This window comes from Saccharopolyspora sp. NPDC050389 (assembly GCF_040655595.1).
GTDB lineage: Bacteria > Actinomycetota > Actinomycetes > Mycobacteriales > Pseudonocardiaceae > Saccharopolyspora.
Map to the genome: position 1 here is coordinate 39,683 of NZ_JBFAKG010000041.1, position 16,083 is coordinate 55,765.

Consider the following 16,083-nt stretch of genomic DNA (forward strand, 5'->3'; position numbering starts at 1 on the left):
GGCGCTTGACCTGGCATGACGGCACGGTTAACGGACGGATGTCACATCGCGAGGCCGTTTTTCACCAGCACGCCGTCGCGCATGATCAACGGCAGGCGGCGCTCGGGATCGGTGAGCACGCCGATGTCCTCCAGCGGGTTGCCGTCGACGACCAGCAGGTCGGCGAAGGCTCCCGGCACGATCTCGCCGATCTGGCCGACCATCCCGGCGATCTCGGCACCGGTGACCGTGGCCGCGCGGACGATCTCCGCAGGCCGCTGCACCTGGGCGCGCAGGCCGAACTCGGAGAGCTGGTAGTCGTGCAGCTCGCCGTGCAGATCCGTGCCGTAACCGATCTTCAGCCCGGCCCGGTCGGCCAGCTCCAGGGCGTGCAGCCCCGCGTCGATCACGTCGTGCAGCTTCCGCCTGTTCTCCTCCGGCAACGCGCGCGGCGCGTCGTCCCGCGTCAGCGCGTGGTAGGTGGCCAGCGTCGGCACGTAGAACGCTTGGTGCTGCTGGAAAAGCTCGACGCTCGACTCGTCCATCAGGTTGCCGTGCTCGATGGTGCGCACGCCACAGCGCAGCGCGCGGTTCACCGCCTCGGCCGTGTAGGCGTGCCCCGCCACGTAGCGGTGCGCCAGGTTCGCCTCGTCGACCGCCGCCAGGATCTCCGGTTCGGAATATCCGAGGGCGTCGATCCGCATCGAGGACACCACGCCGCCGCTGACGGTCAGCTTGATGTGGTGCGCGCCGAGCGCCATCTGCTCGCGGATCGCCCGCCGCAGCTCGATCTCGCCGTCGCAGATCCGGGTCAGGCCGTGCCCGCCGGTGGGCGCGATGATCGGGCCACCGAACAGCACGCGCGGCCCGCGGAACAGGCCCTCCGCCACGGCGCGGGCCACGCCGTGATCGGCGCCGCCCATGTCGCGGACCGTGGTGAAGCCGCGCATCAGCATCTGATCCAGCACCTGGCCGACCCGCGCTGCGGCGTAGTACGGCGACCACGACTTCAGCTCGGCGAAGTCCGCGCTCGCCTGGGTGGCGTGGACGTGCGAATCGATCAGACCGGGCATCAGCACCCGTCCGCGCACGTCGATCGCCTCCGCCGCGCGCACCGGCTCGTCGGTGACCTCGACGATCCGGCCGTCGGCGACCACCACCGACCGGTCCGGCAGCAACTCGCCGGCGCGGGGCTCCAGCACCGTCGCGTTGCGGAACACGATTCGCGAGGTCACGCCTGAATCTCCTTCTCCTGTCGGCCGCGCGCGGCGGCCCCGGTCAATTCCTCCAACGTGCGGCCGCTGGTGCTGACGCCGAACACCAGCACGCCCAGCGCGCCCGCCACGAGCGCGCCGGTCACCATCGTGAAGACGCCGCCGAACCCGATCGACGCGTAGAGCACGCCGATGATGATCGGCGCGACGATGCCGCCGATGCGGCCGAACGCCGACGCCGTGCCGGTGCCGGTCGCCCGCATGCTCGTCGGGTACACCTCCGGGGTGTAGGCGTACAGCGCCGCGTAGGTGCCGTTCATGAAGAACGACAGCAGCGCGCCGAAGATCAGCACCTGGGCGTCGGCGCTGCCCTGCGACAGCAGGAAGGCGGCGATCGCACCGCCGATGAGGTAGCCGGCGATGGTGCGCTTGCGGTCCAGCCGCTCGCTCAGGTACGCCGCCGAGTAGTAGCCCGGCACCTGGGCGATGGTGATCAGCAGCGCGTAGGTGAAGCTCTTCGACATCGTCATGCCCTGCTGCACCAGCAGCGACGGGATCCAGGTGAAGAACCCGTAGTAGGCGAAGGTGAGGCTGATCCACAGCAGCCACAGCACGGCGGTGCGCCGCGCCATCCCGCCCCGCCACAACCCGGCGATGCGCTGCCCCGCACCACCGGGCGCCGAGGCCTGCACCGGCTCCGGCGCGGCCTGCTCCTCGACCGGCGGCAGCGGCTTGCCGGTGGCCCGCTCGACCCGCGTTTCCAGTTGCGCGACAACGGTTTCGGCCTCGCCCAGGCGGCCCTGATCGATGAGCCAGCGCGGCGATTCGGGCAACGCGCGGCGCCACCACAGCAGCATCAGCAGCGGCGCGGCGGTGACCAGCTGCGCCACCCGCCAGCCGTCCGGGAACGCCGGGACGAAGAAGGTGCCCAGCAGCGCCGCCGCGATGTAGCCGAGCGAGAAGAACCCGGCGATCGAGCCGACGAACAGGCCGCGGATCCGGCCGGGCACGAACTCCGACATGAACGCCGGGATGATCGCGGCCTCGGCACCCACCCCGATACCCGCGATCAGCCTGGCGACGAAGAAGAAACCCCAGTTCGGCGCGAAGGCCGCCGCGACGGTGGCGACGCAGTACACGGCCAGCGCGTACATCATGATCCGCCGTCGGCCGATCGCGTCGCCGGCCAGCCCGGCCGACAGCGCGCCGATCATGATCCCGATCAGCAGCGAACTGCCGAGCAGCCCGGTCTGCCACGGCGCGAGCCCCCACAGCGGAGTGACCGCCGGGAGAACGTAGGACACCAGCGAGCCGTCCATGCCGTCGAAGGCGATGCCCAGGCCGCCCATGAGCATCAGACGGAAGTGCGGACGGGCGACGGGAAGTCGTTCGAGACGAGCCAGCAGCGCAGGACCTGTTGCCGGGGAGCCGGTCGGCATGGCACCTCCTCCGGAGGTCCCCACTGGACCTCGATGCGTTGGAACCATAACTGCATGCATATGTGCAAACAACCCTCAATGCATGATCTTGTGCATCAGGGCAGAATGAGGCACATGACCGGTGAAGGTGCCAACGTCGCGCAGTGGCTCGACGAGCTGATCTCGGAAACGCGCCTGGGCCCCAAGGCGGCGCGAGTCCGCGACGTGCTCACCACGCAGCCGACGTACTGCTCCTACGCCACCGCGGCCGAAGTCGCGGACCGCGCCGAAGTCAACGGCGCAACGGTGGTCCGCTTCGCGCAAGCGCTCGGCTACCCCGGATGGCCACAACTCCAGGCGGATCTGCGCGGCGTCTACCTCGCGCACCGCTACGAGCAGCCGGCCTCGCCCGGCGACGGGAGCATGCTGGCCTCGGCATTCGCCCGCGACGCCGAGAACCTCCGATCCCTGGAGCACTCCTTCGACTTCACCGCCGCCCGCGCCGTCGTCGCGGCCATCCGGGGAGCGCGGCGAACGCTCGTCGTCGCCTCCGGCACCCACGGCGTCGCCGCGTCCGCGTTCGCGATGCTGGCGGCCAGCCGCGGCCTGCCCGTCGCCCACGAGGATCGCGGCGGGCCCCACCTCGCCAACGCCCTCGCCTCGCTCAACCGCCAGGACTGCCTGGTTGCGTGGAGCTTCTGGCAGCACTACCGGGAAACCGTCGACGCGATCCAACTGGCGCGAACCGCCGGGGCCACGACGTGCGTCATCACCGACACCGTCCAGGCCCCCGCCGCGAACGCCGCCGACCACGTGCTCGTCGTCCCGACCGAAGGCGTCGCGAACCTCCAGTCCATGACCGCGGCGACCAGCGTCGCGTACGGGCTGGTGGCGGAACTGGCCGCCGGAGACCCCGAGGGCAGCCGCGAAGCCGCCCAGCGAGTGGACTCCGTCTGGCGCGGACTGCGGCTGTTCTCCGAGGAGTCAAGGTAGTGAGCACAAGAACAAGTGTTGATCGCCTGCTAACGCCGCGAAATGTTCGTTCTCCGCAATTGACTCGCGGGTGACGGATTCATAGAGTGCCGAGCTGTGATCACGGACATCGGCCGAACCGCCTGACGCGCACCACCCGATGTCCACACCGGACGCGGCGAACTCCCCACCGCAACCGGCTCCCCTCCTCGAACGACGTGCCCGGGCACCGGTGTCCCTCCGGGCCGTCGGAACAGGTTGCAACTCGCGAACGGAGATGTGCAACTGTGTTTCGAATTCCGCGTTGGCGAGCCTCGATGGCTCTCGCCGCAGCCACCTCCATGGCCGTCATCGGCATCGCCGCACCCGCGAACTCCGCACCGCCAGAAGGCCCTGGGCAGGGCTCTTGCAAGACGTCCGACGACCCGCAGTGGAACGGCTGGACCGACCACGCCGAACTCGGCCGCACGCTGCGCAGCATCGAGAGCAGCTCCAAGGGACGCGTTGCGGTGCAGCAGATCGGCACCAGCAAACAAGGCCGTGAACTGTGGGCGGCGCGGGTAGGCACCGGCAAGCGAGTCCTGATGGTGCAGAGCGCCATCCACGGCAACGAGCGGACCGGAACCGAGGCGCTGATCGGCATCCTGCGCGACCTCGGGACGAGCAACGACGCGGCGACCCAGCAGCTGCTGTCCGCCGTCACGCTGGTCGCGCTGCCGATGGTCAACCCGGACGGCGGCGAGCTCAACCGGCGCATGAACGTCGTGCCCTGGGACCAGGTCGTCGCCGACTACCCGCAGCTCGCGGGCGCGCCGCGCGCCTGGTACCACGGCCTCAACGGCGACGGGATAGACCTGCCCGGCTTCGACCTGAACCGGGACTTCAACCCTCGCCTCGACTACGTGCCGCAGCCCGGCGACCTGCCCGGCGAGCAGGCCGGTGCCGGCTTCTTCCTCTCGCCGGAATCACGGGCCATCCGGGACACCTACGTCGCTCTGCGCAACGAGTTCGGCGCCGTCGATGCCGTGGTCGACTTGCACCACATGGGGCCGTGTGAGCGGACCACCGGTGGGCCTCAGGACGGGAAGCTCATCTCCGTTTCGCTGGACTACCCGCCTCTGGGCGTCAACGACGGAGCTGCTTACCAGGCCGAGTATCCGCTTCTCGACCAGGACAAGTCTCGGCGTTACGCGCTCGCCGTGGCTCGCGGGATCCAGAGCTCCTACGGCTCCCAGTCACCTCTGGCCGGCGTGGGTCGGTACTTCCATCCCGACTCTCGGGAATACGCCGGGCAGGGCCGGTCGGCCTTCGCCCTGAACGGGTCTGCGACCGTGCTGTTCGAAGTTCGTGGGCAGCAGGACGATCTTGGGCAGAAGCAGCATGGGATGTTGATCCAGTCCGTTCGCACCGGGGTTGAGTCGTTGATCGGCTCCATGGCTTCCGGGGACGTTGACCGGCTTGACGGCGGGGAGTTCTTCGGGTTGCCGGATTATGGTTGGGACACCAGCTCCGACTGACCCGTTGATCAGTCTTGAGCCCCGGGCTTCAGGTGGAGCCCGGGGTTTGGGGTTTGGGGGTTTCAGCGGGGTTGGGGGTTTCAGCAGGGCTCGGGCCTTCAGCAGGACTCGGGCCTTCAGCAGGACTCAGGTCTTCAGCAGGACTCAGGTCTTCAGCAGGGCTCAGGTCTTCAGCAGGGCTCAGGTCTTCAGCAGGGCTCAGGTCTTCAGCAGGGCTCAGGCTATTGGGGGTTTGTTGCCTTTCGTGGTTGGGGTTTCGTTGTTTGGTTTGGGTTTTGCTCGGGGTTGGGACCTTTAGAGGTTCCGTTTCGGGTGGGCCATCCCCGCGATGGGTGGAGAGTGGGGGCTGCGTGCCGGAGGTCAAGCCCGGCCTTGCGGCCGCCCCTTCGGGGGTAAACGGCTTGACATCCGGCCCGCAGCCCCGGTTCGGCTTTCTATCGCGGGGATGGCCCGGTGTGATCTGGCACATCGGCGTCTTGCCTTGCGGGGCGGCGGTTTCCGGCTCGGCTGGGGCCGGTGGCGGTTCGGTTTCGAGTTGATCCGTCGCAGAGTTTGGTTCGTGGTCGGCTTTCTTTGGCGGGTTGCCGGAGTCGTTGTGGGGCGGCCATTCATCGGGGGCGCTTCGACCAGCGGTGATCGCGTCAGGTTCGGGGGTGGGTCGTGCGTACTTTGGATCGCTATAGCGGATCAAAGTACGCACGAGCCACGGCGCAGCGGCCGATCGCGGCCAACGATGGGGTCGTCGCGGGTTCGGCATGCTGGCGTCTGCGTTGCCGTGGCAGGGTTTTCGTGGCCGGTGGTGGGTGTTTCACCTGATCAAGCGACCTTAAAAAACGTGCGAACGCGTGTTCGAGTCAGGGATAATTGTGGCATGACACCGTTGGTGAATGCCCAGGACTCGACCGCGGAGGCGATGCCCTCACAGTTGGTGGTGTCATGCTCCGATACCGAACTCACCGCCCGCATCCAAAGCTTGGAACAAGAGATGCGGGTGCTGATGTGGGAGCAGCTGCAGTACATCGCCGAAGCCCACCACCGGGGCCTGCACGAGGAGGGATTCCGGTCCGTACAGGTGTGGCTGCAGGGACTGCTCAACATCGATCCCAGTGACGCCAAAGCTCGGGTTACCGTCGCCCACAACGTCGAAGACCGGCACACCATGTACGGCGAGGCGATGCCCGCCGACCTGCCCGACACCGCCGCCGCTCTAGCCGAAGGTGCGATCGGGCTGGAACACGCCCGCGTCATCGTCAACGGAATCCGCCGGTTGCCCGAATACGCCCGCTGCCACCAAGTCAGCGAGGCCGAAGCGACTCTCGCGGGTTACGCGCGCACGATGTCGCCGAAGGAGCTGGAGAAACTCGCCGAACGCATCCGCTACCTCCTCGACCAAGACGGCGCCTACGACGACGAGGAAACCCAGCACGAGGCACGAGAACTCCACTACGCGACCGCGCGAGATGGGATGACCGTCATCAAAGCCCGCCTCGACCGCGAAACCGGCGCGAAGTTCGCCGCGTTGATCGAGCCCCTCGCCGCACCCCGCCCCGAAATCGACGGCGAGAAAGATCCCCGCACCGTCGGGCAGCGGAATGCCGACGGATTCGCCGCGTTGCTGGATCTGGCGCTGGATCATGACGGGATGCCGCGCGCCGGTGGGCAGCGGCCGCAGATGACCATCGCGATCGACTTCGACGACCTCAAACGAGGTCTCGGGTTCGTCAACGAGCACGGCATGCCCGGCACGTTGAACACCGAACGCGCCATCACCGCCCAGAACGCGCGGCGGATCGCGTGTGACGCCGAAATCCTGCCGATCGTCCTCGACGGCGACAGCCTGCCCCTGGATGTGGGCCGAGCCAAGCGAACCGCACCCACCCACATCCGCGCCGCACTACTACGCAGAGACGGGATGTGTGCGTTCCCCGGATGTGATCGGCCGCCGGGAACACCCGAAGCACACCACATCCAACACTGGGCCGACGGCGGCGCAACCAACCTGAACAACATGGTCATGCTCTGCGGACACCACCACCGCACACTCCACAACCAACGATGGAACATCACCATGCGCGACGGGCGACCCGAGTTCATCCCACCGCCCACAGTGGACCCCAGACGAACACCCAGACCAGGCGGCACAGCACTACCCACCCGGCACCGCGAACACCTCCGGGACCTCATCCCCACACCACGGGACCCGGCGGGCGAATCGTGACGCCCGAATGCGAAGCAGGGACGACAGGGAGACGCAGGTCACATTCGTCCATGTCACAGGGAGTCGAGCTATCCCGTCTCGGGAGGTGTAGCCACTGACAACCACGAGGAGCACACCATGGACGCGCGACTGAACTACTTCGCCAGCCCGATCGCTGGAAAGGCACTCAAGTACTTCATGTCGGCGGGCAAGGCGCTCAAGGACGCGTCGCTGCCGGCCGCGACGCAGGAGCTGGTGGCGCTGCGCGTGAGTCAGATCAACGGCTGCGCCGTCTGCATCGACATGCACACCAAGGATGCCGCCGCTGCCGGCGAAACCTCGGTTCGGCTGAACCTGGTCGCGGCGTGGCGGGAGGCCACGGTCTTCACCGACGCCGAGCGTGCCGCGTTGGAGCTGGCGGAAGAAGGGACCCGGGTCGCGGATGCGGCCGGTGGGGTCAGCGACGAGGTGTGGGCGCACGCCGCCAAGCACTACGACGAGGAGCAGCTCACCACCCTGACGATCATGATCTCCTTCATGAACATGGTGAACCGGCTGAACATCATCACCCAGCAGCCGGCCGGCAACTACGAGCCCGGGCAATTCCACTGAACGAAGGCGTCAAAGGAAGGAGAGTCGACGTGAGCAAGGTCGAGGAGTTCGAGGAGCTGCGGCCGCTGCTGTTCTCGATTGCCTATCGGATTCTGGGCAGTGTGGGTGAGGCCGAGGATGCGGTGCAGGAGACGTGGCTGCGCTTTGACGGCTCGGCGACCCTGCCCGCATCGACCAAGGCCTTTCTCTCTGCCGCGGTCACACGGATCTCGATCGATGTGCTGCGATCCGCGCGGGTGCGGCGGGAGGAGTACGTCGGCCCGTGGCTTCCCGAGCCACTGCTGAGCGATCCGTATCAGGATCCGGGCCGGGCGGTGGAGTTGGCCGACTCGGTGTCGATGGCGGCGCTGCTGTTGTTGGAGCGGCTCAGCCCGCTGGAACGGGCGGTGTTCGTGCTGCGGGAGGTGTTCGCCTTCGGGTTCGACGAGATCGCCGCCGCGGTGGGGCGGTCGGAGGCGGCGTGCCGGCAGCTGCTGGTGCGGGCGCGGCGGCACATGGAGGCCGGGCGGCCGCGATTCGCAGCGGACCGGCAGGAGCGGCAGGAGCTGGCGACGCGGTTCTTCGACGCGCTGAAGGATGGCGATGTGGGCGGGCTGCAGAATCTGCTGGCCGCCGATGTGCAGCTGGTCGGCGACGGCGGCGGCAAGGCCCCGCAGCTGGCCAAGGCCGTCATCGGCGCCGAGAACGTGGCCCGGATGCTGGGCGCGGTCTTCCCGTGGCTGATCCGGATCGACGTGACGTTCGAGCCGCACGAGGTCAACGGCCACCCCGGCGCCATCTTCCGCGACCGGGACGGCAAGATCCTGCACACCATGGCGCTCGATGCGCTTGGTGGGCAGATCCAGACGATCCGCATGGTGATCAATCCCGACAAGCTCGGCCACATCGGGCCGGTCGGCGACGCCTGGGCCGTCGACCGCGAGGTGAAGCAGGCCCGTCGGCAGCGGAGCTGACGACGTCGCGGGCCGCACACAAGTACGGCCCGCGACATCGAGCTCGGTGCTACTTCTGGCCGTAGCCTGCGAACAGTTCCGCGCAGCGCGCGAGTTCCGCGTCGCTGAGCAGGCTCGGCTCGCCGACTCGGCTTGCGGTCAGCCAGAGTTCGCACAGCCACTCCAGCTGCCGCGCCCTGTTGTAGGCCTGCGACAGGCTCGCTCCGATGGTGACCGTTCCGTGGTTCCGGAGGATGCAGCCGGTGCGTCCTTCCAGGGCCTTGGACATCGTCTCGGCCAGCCGGTCGCTGCCGAAGGTGGCGTACTCCGCCACCTGCACGGCACCGCCGAAGTCCGCGAGCTGGTAGTGCACCGCCGGAACATCGTTGCGCAGCAACGACAACGCCGTCGCGTTCAGCGAATGCGTGTGCACCACTGCCCCGGCGTCGTGCCGCTGGTAGGCGGTGAGGTGCATCGGTAGTTCCGAAGTCGGCTTGAGATCGCCCTCCACCACCTTGCCCGTGAGGTCCACCAGCGGGATGTCGGCCACCGTCAGCTTGTCGTAGTCGACGCCGGACGGTGTCACCGCCACCAGATCACCGCTGCGGACCGACACGTTGCCGGACGTGCCGACCACCAGTCGGTCCGACATCATCCGCCGGGCGATCTCGATGACCTCGCGCCGTTGCTCGGCCAATCGTGAACTGCTCACTTCATCCCTCGTTCAGCAGGTGGCGCCGGAGGATTCCGACGCCGACTCGTAGCCCTTGATCGCGGCGACCTTCTCCGCCGACGCCGAGGACTCGTCGAACCGGTACTCCAGCCACTCCGACGCCAGCTTCCGGGCCAGCTCCAACCCGACCACGCGCTGGCCGAAGCACAGCACCTGGGCGTTGTTGCTGAGCACCGACCGCTCCACCGAGTAGCTGTCGTGCGCGGTGACGGCCCGGATGCCCGGCACCTTGTTCGCGCTGATCGCCACGCCGAGTCCGGTGCCGCACACCAGCAGCGCGCGGTCCGCTTCGCCTTCGGCGACCAGGCGGGCCGCGTTGACGGCCACGTGCGGGTAGGCGGTGTGCTCGTCCGAGCCGACGCCCACGTCCACCACGCCTGCCACCCGGGGATCGTTCTCCAGGTCCTTCTTCAGCGCTTCCTTGTACTGCAGCCCCGCGTCGTCGGAGCCGACCACGATGCGCAGCGGCGCCTGCTCAGTCACTTCTCGCCATCCTTCCCGTTCCCGGCGAGCCCATCACTGCCGGCCAGTACCGTCCCGATCCGGGTGAGCGCAAGCGCCAGCGACGTCGCGCCCGGGTCCGGGGTTCCGACGCTGCGCTCGGCCAACGGCCTCGCGCGCCCGGTGCGGGGCCGAAGCTCCGCGGTGCTCTCGGCGGCCTTCGTCGCGACCTCCGCGGCCTGCTGCCAAGCCTCGGTGCCGGTCGCACCCGCCTCGACGGCTGCGCGCAGCGCTTCCACGAACGGCACCAGCGCGTCGACCAGCGTCTTGTCGCCGAGCTCCGCCCGGCCGAGGCGCTGCACCGCCGCGAGTGCCGCCGAGGCTCCCGCGGTCAGGTCGTTGGCCATCGCCGCGCGGTGGTCCGGCAGCAGGTCGCCGAACGACCGCAGCCCCGCGCCCCACAACACGCCAGAGGTTCCTCCGGCCTTCGCCGCCCACGCGTCGCCCGCAGCGACCAGCACCGCGGCCGGGCCGACGCCCTGCGCCACGGCCTCGTCGGCGGCCGCCACCGCTGCCGCGCTGCCGCGCGTCATGCCGCGGCCGTGGTCGCCGTCGCCTGCGATCGCGTCGAGCCGGCCGAGTTCTTCTTCCTTGCCGTGCAGCAGGTCCGCCACCTCGTGCAGGGCCTTCACCACGACCGCCGCCGTCGCCTGGCCCTCCGGCGGGGCCACCACCGCCACCTTCTCCGGCGCCGCCGGCAGCTCTTCGTCCACATCGGACTCATCTGCCTCGGCGAGCACGACGTTTCCCTTGCGGTAGGCGGGAGTGTCCGCCGGGGCCTGCCACAGCCGCTCCAGTTCCGGGTCCAGCCAGGTCAGCGTCAGCGAGCAACCGGCCATGTCCAGGCTGGTCACCAGCTCGCCCACCTCGGGCGCGACGACCTCCACGCCCGCCTCGGCCAGCAGCCGGGAAACGGTGCCCCAGACCACGAACAGTTCCTCGTACTTGGTGGCGCCGAGCCCGTTGAGGATCGCCGTCACCCGCGGCTTCGCCGCACCGGTCTCCGGGGCCTCCGCGAGCAGGCCGTCGACGAGGATCTTCGCCAGCTCCGACGCCGAAGGCAGGTCGCGCTCGGAGACGCCGGGCTCGCCGTGGATGCCGAGCCCGAGCCCCATCCGGCCCTCGGGCACCTCGAACAGCGGCTGGTCCTGGCCGGGCAGCGTGCAGCCGTCGAAGGCCACGCCGAGACTGCGGGTGCGCGCGTTCGCGTGCTCGGCGACCCGCACCACCTCGTCGAAGGAGTAGCCCTCCTCCGCGGCCGCCGAGGCGACCTTGAACACCACGAAGTCGCCGACCACGCCGCGGCGCTTGGTCTGCTCCGCCGCCGGGGCGCTGGCCACGTCGTCGGTCACCACCACGTTGTGCGCGCGGATCCCGTCGCGTTCCAGGCGTTCCACCGCCAGCCCGAAGTTCATGTTGTCGCCGGCGTAGTTGCCGAACGAGAACACCACCCCGGCACCGCGGTCGACCGCTCGGCCCACCGAGTAGGCGTCGTCGGCCGACGGCGAGGTGAAGATGTTGCCGATGACCGAGCCGTCGGCGAAGCCCGGCCCGACCACGCCGCAGAACGCCGGGTAGTGCCCGGAGCCGCCGCCGGTGACCACGGCGACCTTGCCCTGCCGCGCGCGTTTCGCCCGCACCACGCCGCCCGGCACCTGCCGGACGTATTCGGGGTGCGCCGCCACGAAACCGGTCACCATGTCCTCGGTGAACGACGCTGGGTCGTCGTACAAGCGCGTCATCTGCTGCTCCTCAGCGCCATGTCTTGCAGGTCAGGAGGTCGCGCCCCACAGCGGGCGGGCGCGGTCGATCGATTCCAGGTATTCGCGGTAGCCGCGCTCGTAGAACGCCACGGCGCTCGGGTGCGGCACCACGGTGCGCCGCGCCGCGGCCCACTTGGCCCGGTCCACCGGCTCGCCCAGCGAGTCCCACGCGGTCATCGCCGCGCCACGCGCGCCGACGCCTTCCTCGTAGGGCACGTGCAGCGGCCGGCCCAGCACGTCGGCGAAGATCTGGCTCCACGCCGCCGATCGCGCGCCGCCACCGCACGCCGAGACCTCGCCGGTCAGGCCCGCGGTCTCCAGGTTGTGCCGCGCCGCGTAGGCCACCGCCTCGCACATCGCGCGCACCAGGTCGGACTGCGTGGTTTCCAGCGACAGCCCAGTGAACTGGCCGCGGGCGTGCGGTTCGACGAACGGGGCGCGTTCGCCGGAGCTGGACAGGAACGACAGCGCCGACACCCCGCCGGCACCGGGTTTGCTGTTGCCCAGCAACGTTTCCAGCTGGTCCACGCCGGCGCCGACCATGCTCAGCACCCAGTCCAGGTTGGCGGTGCCGACCATCGCGGGCATCACCCGCAGGTACCGGCCCGGCAGCGGCGTCGCCAGCCACATGCCCGCGACCTCGCCGTCCGGGTCGATGGCGACCTCGTCGCGCAGCACCTGGCAGCCCAGGGTCGTGCCGATGACCAGGCTGCCGTCGCCGACGTTGCTGACGCCGGAGCCGAACGCGCAGGCGGGCAGGTCGAACGGGCCTGCCGACACCGGCAGCCCGGCGGGCAGCCCCAGTTCCTTGGCGCTCTTGCCGTCCAGCGCGAACAGCTTGTTCGGCGGGGCCGGTTCGGCCAGCAGCCGCCGGTACTCGTCGATGCCGCAGGCCTGCAGCGCTTCCTGCGAATAGCTGCGGGTCGGCACGTCCAGGAACGGCAGCGACGCGTCGGAGGCGTCCACCGTGATCTCGCCGGTGAAGCGCTGCACGATCGCGTCCACGCAGTACCCGGCGACCGCGGCGCGCTCCAGCCGCTCCGGGGCGTGTTCGGCCAGGTGCGCCAGCAGCGGCCCGGCCGAGCCGGGGAACATCCCCGACCCGGTCAGCCCGTAGACCTTCCGCTGCACGCCGGACTTCTCCCAGCGGTCCAGCACGTTCGCGGCGCGTGCGTCCAGCCACGAGATGGCCGGGCCGACCTGCTGCCCCTGGTGGTCGCGCAGCCACAGCCCGTCGCCCTGCCCGGTGATGGCCAGCGCCTCGATCGGCTCGCCGACCTGCTCTGCCGCGGCCGCGACCTCGCGCACCACCTGGATGACCGAGCCGATGACCTCTTCGAGGTCCTGCTCGACCCGGCCACCGGACTGCCGCTGCAGCGTGCTGCGCTTGCTGTGCGTGACCAGCGCCGTGCCGTCGCGGTTGATCAGCGACGCCTTGGTCACCGACGTGCCGACATCGACCCCGACGATCATGGCCGCAGGCCTTCGAACTTGGCCAGCACGTCCGGGTTGGCGACGAAGCGCGGCCGCTCGCCGTTGAGGAACCGGGCGATCTCGCCGGCGACGATCTGGGCGGCGCGGTGCGCGGTCTGCCGGGTCGCACCGGCCAGGTGCGGCGTGGTGATGACGTTCGGCGCGTCGAACAGCGGCCAGTCACGCGGCGGCGGTTCGATGTCGTAGACGTCCACCGCCAGGGCGCCGAGGTGGCCGGACTTCAGCAGCTCCGGCAGCGGCGCGTAGTCGAGCAGCCCGCCGCGCGCGGAGTTGATCAGCACCGCGCCTTCCGGCAGCAGCTTGAGGTTGTCGGCGTTGAGCAGGTTCTTGGTCTCCGGGGTGAGCCGCGCGTGCAGGCTGACCACGGAGCTGCGCCGCAGCAGCGCCTCCAGCTCGACGAGCTCGACGCCGTCGCTGGCGGCGTCCTCGGCCTTGACGAACGGGTCGGACACCAGCACGTGCGCGCCGAAGGCCTTCAGCACCCGGGCCACGATCTTGCCGATCGCGCCGTAGCCGACCAGGCCGACGGTCGAGCCTTCCAGCTCGATTCCGGCGTTCTCGTAGGCGTAGTAGTCGCCGCGCCAGTTACCCGCCTTGAGCTCGGCGTCCGAGCCGGGGATGCGGCGCAGCGCGGCGAGGGTCAGGCCGACAGCGAACTCGGCGGCTGCGGCGGCGTTGCGGCCGGGCGCGTAGCTGACGATCACGCCGTTGTCGGTGGCGGCCTGCAGGTCCACGTTCACCGGGCCGCCGCGGCAGACGCCGACGAACTTCAGCTGCGGGCTGTTGGCCAGCACGTCCGCGGTGAACGGCGCCATCTGGGTGGCGACGATCTCGACGCCGCCCAGCGCGTCCAGCAGCTGCTGCTCGGTGCCGCTGGCCTCGTGGACGTTGCCCACCGGGCCGAACGGCTCGATCGGCCACGGCAGCTTCAGGGTGCTGAACTGCAGGTCGTGCGCGCCGGCGCTGTTGCGCAGGGCGTCGACGAACACCTCGGGAGCGACGAAGTGGTCACCTGCGGCCAGAACGCTGGTCATGAGGACTCCTTTGTCTCTTGCTTTCGGTGGGCTGGGCTGCCACGGTCGTCAGCTGCCGACCGGTTCGGGCAGCCCGCTCACCAGGCGCGACCGGACGTCGTCCAGGTCGGTGGCGATGTAGGTGGCCTTGGCCAGGGCGTCTTCTGCGGGCGGGTAGTCGGAGTTGGGAATGGCCACCACAGTCATCCCCGCTGCGGCCGCGGCGCGCAACCCGTTGCTGGAGTCCTCGACCGCCAGGCAGTGCTGCGACTCCTGGCCGAGCTTCTCCGCGGCGGAGAGGTACACGTCGGGGCTGGGCTTGCCCTTGGGCACCTCGGCGCTGGAGACCGTCGCCGTGAAGTGCTTGATCAGCCCGTGGCGGTCCAGGACCGCGTCGATGAGCCGGCGCGGCGCGGACGAGGCGAGCGCGATCGGGGCGCGCGCGGCGACCTCGGTGACCATCTTCTCGGCGCCGGGCAGCAGCTCGATCTCACCGCCGTCGAGCGCGGCGATCATGTCGTCGACGACGACGCGCTCGGTCTCCGCTGCGGACTCGCTGGCCGCGCTGAAGTCGGCCAGGAACGCCGACCACTCGGGGGCGCTCATGCCCTGCACCTGCCGGGTCTGCTCCACCGTCCAGGTCTTGCCGCGAGCGGCGGCGAACTTGGCCCACATCCGCTCCCACAGGTGTTCGCTCTCGACCAGGACGCCGTCCATGTCGAACACGACCGCGCGGTGGGTGCCGTTCGGCTCTTCGGACTGGGTCATCTTTACCTCCCGCCAAACACTGACACGGCCAAATTAACATGATTGACGTTAACTGTCACCCGCATAGTGATACTTCTGCGAGTTCGGCGGCGTCCGGCGACACCTGCCGCGCACCACGGGGCAAGATGGCCGCATGTCGTCCGCACCGAAGAAGCAGTCCGCCCGACTCCTGCGGCAGCAGAAGATCATCGACCATGTGGTCGCGCAGGGATTCGCCAGCGCCGCGGAACTGTCCGAGCTCACCGGCGTCAGCCTGATGACGGTGCACCGCGACCTCGACGACCTGGTCACCCGGGGCCTGCTGCGCAAGTACCACGGCGGCGTGTCCGCCCAGCCGTCCACGGTGTTCGAGAGCAGCTCGGACTTCCGGCTGCACACCCACACGACCGAGAAGGAAGCGCTGGCCAAGGACGCGCTGCAGTTCATCACGCCCGGCATGTCGGTGATGCTGGACGACTCGACCACCGCACTCGCGCTGGCCAGGCTGCTGCCCGAGGTCGGCCCGCTGACCGTGGTCAGCAACTACCGGCAGGTGCAGGAGGCGCTGCGCGACGTGCCAGACATCCGGCTGATCGGCCTGGGCGGCGAGTATTCCCGCACCCACGACTCCTACCTGGGCCTGCCCTGCCAGGAGATGATCAGCACCTTCTCGGTGGACATCGTGTTCCTGTCCACCTCGGCGATGAACGCGCGGCTGACCTACCACCAGGAGCAGGAGATCGTGCTGGTCAAGCGGGCGATGCTGGCCAGCGCGACGACCAAGGTGCTGATGATGGACGCCAGCAAGGTGGCCCGCTCGGCGCTGCACCAGTTCGCGCCGGTGCACGCCTTCGACCACGTGCTGCTGGCGGGCGAGCTGGACACCGCGCTCGTCGAGGAGATGCGCGAGCAGACCGACGTCCGCCTGTCGCCGGTGGAGTGAGCAGACCAGCGGTACAGCCATTCGGGGCTGTCCTCGCGAGGCGACGTC

General features: G+C 69.4%; 14 protein-coding genes. 6 read left to right on the plus strand and 8 right to left on the minus strand.

Features of this window, described 5'->3' with window-relative positions; all coding sequences use genetic code 11:
• Nucleotides 1–41: 41 nt before the first annotated feature.
• Nucleotides 42–1,214 (minus strand): amidohydrolase family protein, encoded by a 1,173-nt coding sequence (locus AB0I53_RS25700; protein WP_358607832.1) that lies wholly within the window; start codon nt 1,212–1,214, stop codon nt 42–44.
• On the minus strand, nt 1,211–2,632 hold the full coding sequence (locus AB0I53_RS25705) for an MFS transporter (RefSeq protein ID WP_358607835.1): 1,422 nt from the start codon (nt 2,630–2,632) through the stop codon (nt 1,211–1,213). The genes AB0I53_RS25700 and AB0I53_RS25705 overlap by 4 nt, the downstream gene beginning before the upstream one ends.
• A gap of 114 nt (nt 2,633–2,746) precedes the next feature.
• Here AB0I53_RS25705 and AB0I53_RS25710 point away from each other — a divergent pair, with 114 nt between their 5' ends.
• From AB0I53_RS25710 to AB0I53_RS25730, 5 genes are all read left to right on the plus strand, one after another.
• On the plus strand, nt 2,747–3,604 hold the full coding sequence (locus AB0I53_RS25710) for a MurR/RpiR family transcriptional regulator (RefSeq protein ID WP_358607838.1): 858 nt from the start codon (nt 2,747–2,749) through the stop codon (nt 3,602–3,604).
• A 296-nt stretch (nt 3,605–3,900) separates the two neighbouring features.
• Complete coding sequence (locus AB0I53_RS25715; RefSeq protein WP_358607841.1) at nt 3,901–5,100, plus strand: M14 family zinc carboxypeptidase; 1,200 nt, start codon at nt 3,901–3,903, stop codon at nt 5,098–5,100.
• A gap of 871 nt (nt 5,101–5,971) precedes the next feature.
• Nucleotides 5,972–7,318, plus strand: coding sequence for a DUF222 domain-containing protein (locus AB0I53_RS25720; RefSeq protein WP_358607844.1), 1,347 nt, complete (start codon nt 5,972–5,974; stop codon nt 7,316–7,318).
• Between the two features lie 117 nt (nt 7,319–7,435).
• Nucleotides 7,436–7,909: a carboxymuconolactone decarboxylase family protein gene (locus AB0I53_RS25725; protein WP_358607847.1), complete on the plus strand. Its 474-nt coding sequence runs from the start codon at nt 7,436–7,438 to the stop codon at nt 7,907–7,909.
• Nucleotides 7,910–7,938: 29 nt separating this feature from the next.
• Nucleotides 7,939–8,862, plus strand: coding sequence for an RNA polymerase sigma-70 factor (locus AB0I53_RS25730; RefSeq protein WP_358607850.1), 924 nt, complete (start codon nt 7,939–7,941; stop codon nt 8,860–8,862).
• A gap of 49 nt (nt 8,863–8,911) precedes the next feature.
• Here AB0I53_RS25730 and AB0I53_RS25735 read toward each other — a convergent pair whose 3' ends face one another.
• Genes AB0I53_RS25735 through AB0I53_RS25760 form a run of 6 tightly spaced genes read right to left on the minus strand, consistent with a single transcriptional unit; the run spans nt 8,912 to nt 15,113 of the window.
• Complete coding sequence (locus AB0I53_RS25735; RefSeq protein ID WP_358607853.1) at nt 8,912–9,553, minus strand: class II aldolase/adducin family protein; 642 nt, start codon at nt 9,551–9,553, stop codon at nt 8,912–8,914.
• 12 nt (nt 9,554–9,565) lie between these two features.
• Nucleotides 9,566–10,057, minus strand: a complete 492-nt coding sequence (locus tag AB0I53_RS25740) for a ribose-5-phosphate isomerase (RefSeq protein WP_358607856.1) — start codon at nt 10,055–10,057, stop codon at nt 9,566–9,568.
• Nucleotides 10,054–11,817, minus strand: coding sequence for a dihydroxyacetone kinase family protein (locus tag AB0I53_RS25745; protein ID WP_358607859.1), 1,764 nt, complete (start codon nt 11,815–11,817; stop codon nt 10,054–10,056). The genes AB0I53_RS25740 and AB0I53_RS25745 overlap by 4 nt, the downstream gene beginning before the upstream one ends.
• Before the next feature lie 30 nt (nt 11,818–11,847).
• Complete coding sequence (locus tag AB0I53_RS25750) at nt 11,848–13,311, minus strand: FGGY-family carbohydrate kinase (RefSeq protein ID WP_358607862.1); 1,464 nt, start codon at nt 13,309–13,311, stop codon at nt 11,848–11,850.
• The gene (locus tag AB0I53_RS25755; protein ID WP_358607865.1) at nt 13,308–14,366 is read right to left on the minus strand and encodes a 2-hydroxyacid dehydrogenase; all 1,059 of its coding nucleotides are present in this window, start codon (nt 14,364–14,366) and stop codon (nt 13,308–13,310) included. The genes AB0I53_RS25750 and AB0I53_RS25755 overlap by 4 nt, the downstream gene beginning before the upstream one ends.
• Nucleotides 14,367–14,414: 48 nt before the next feature.
• A complete protein-coding gene (locus AB0I53_RS25760; protein ID WP_358607868.1) occupies nt 14,415–15,113 on the minus strand; it encodes an HAD family phosphatase in 699 nt (232 codons plus the stop codon).
• A 133-nt stretch (nt 15,114–15,246) separates the two neighbouring features.
• On the opposite strand from AB0I53_RS25760, the gene AB0I53_RS25765 reads away from it, so the two are divergent.
• Nucleotides 15,247–16,035 (plus strand): DeoR/GlpR family DNA-binding transcription regulator, encoded by a 789-nt coding sequence (locus AB0I53_RS25765; RefSeq protein ID WP_358607871.1) that lies wholly within the window; start codon nt 15,247–15,249, stop codon nt 16,033–16,035.
• The last annotated feature ends 48 nt before the right edge of the window (nt 16,036–16,083 follow it).

Bases quoted from the DNA above. Each gene is read 5' to 3' on its own strand.
- AB0I53_RS25745 (WP_358607859.1), bottom strand. From the start codon at position 11,817: ATGACGCGCTTGTACGACGACCCAGCGTCGTTCACCGAGGACATGGTG.
- AB0I53_RS25765 (WP_358607871.1), top strand. From the start codon at position 15,247: ATGTCGTCCGCACCGAAGAAGCAGTCCGCCCGACTCCTGCGGCAGCAG.
- AB0I53_RS25755 (WP_358607865.1), bottom strand. From the start codon at position 14,366: ATGACCAGCGTTCTGGCCGCAGGTGACCACTTCGTCGCTCCCGAGGTG.
- AB0I53_RS25750 (WP_358607862.1), bottom strand. From the start codon at position 13,311: ATGATCGTCGGGGTCGATGTCGGCACGTCGGTGACCAAGGCGTCGCTG.
- AB0I53_RS25725 (WP_358607847.1), top strand. From the start codon at position 7,436: ATGGACGCGCGACTGAACTACTTCGCCAGCCCGATCGCTGGAAAGGCA.
- AB0I53_RS25720 (WP_358607844.1), top strand. From the start codon at position 5,972: ATGACACCGTTGGTGAATGCCCAGGACTCGACCGCGGAGGCGATGCCC.
- AB0I53_RS25760 (WP_358607868.1), bottom strand. From the start codon at position 15,113: ATGACCCAGTCCGAAGAGCCGAACGGCACCCACCGCGCGGTCGTGTTC.
- AB0I53_RS25705 (WP_358607835.1), bottom strand. From the start codon at position 2,632: ATGCCGACCGGCTCCCCGGCAACAGGTCCTGCGCTGCTGGCTCGTCTC.
- AB0I53_RS25715 (WP_358607841.1), top strand. From the start codon at position 3,901: ATGGCTCTCGCCGCAGCCACCTCCATGGCCGTCATCGGCATCGCCGCA.
- AB0I53_RS25710 (WP_358607838.1), top strand. From the start codon at position 2,747: ATGACCGGTGAAGGTGCCAACGTCGCGCAGTGGCTCGACGAGCTGATC.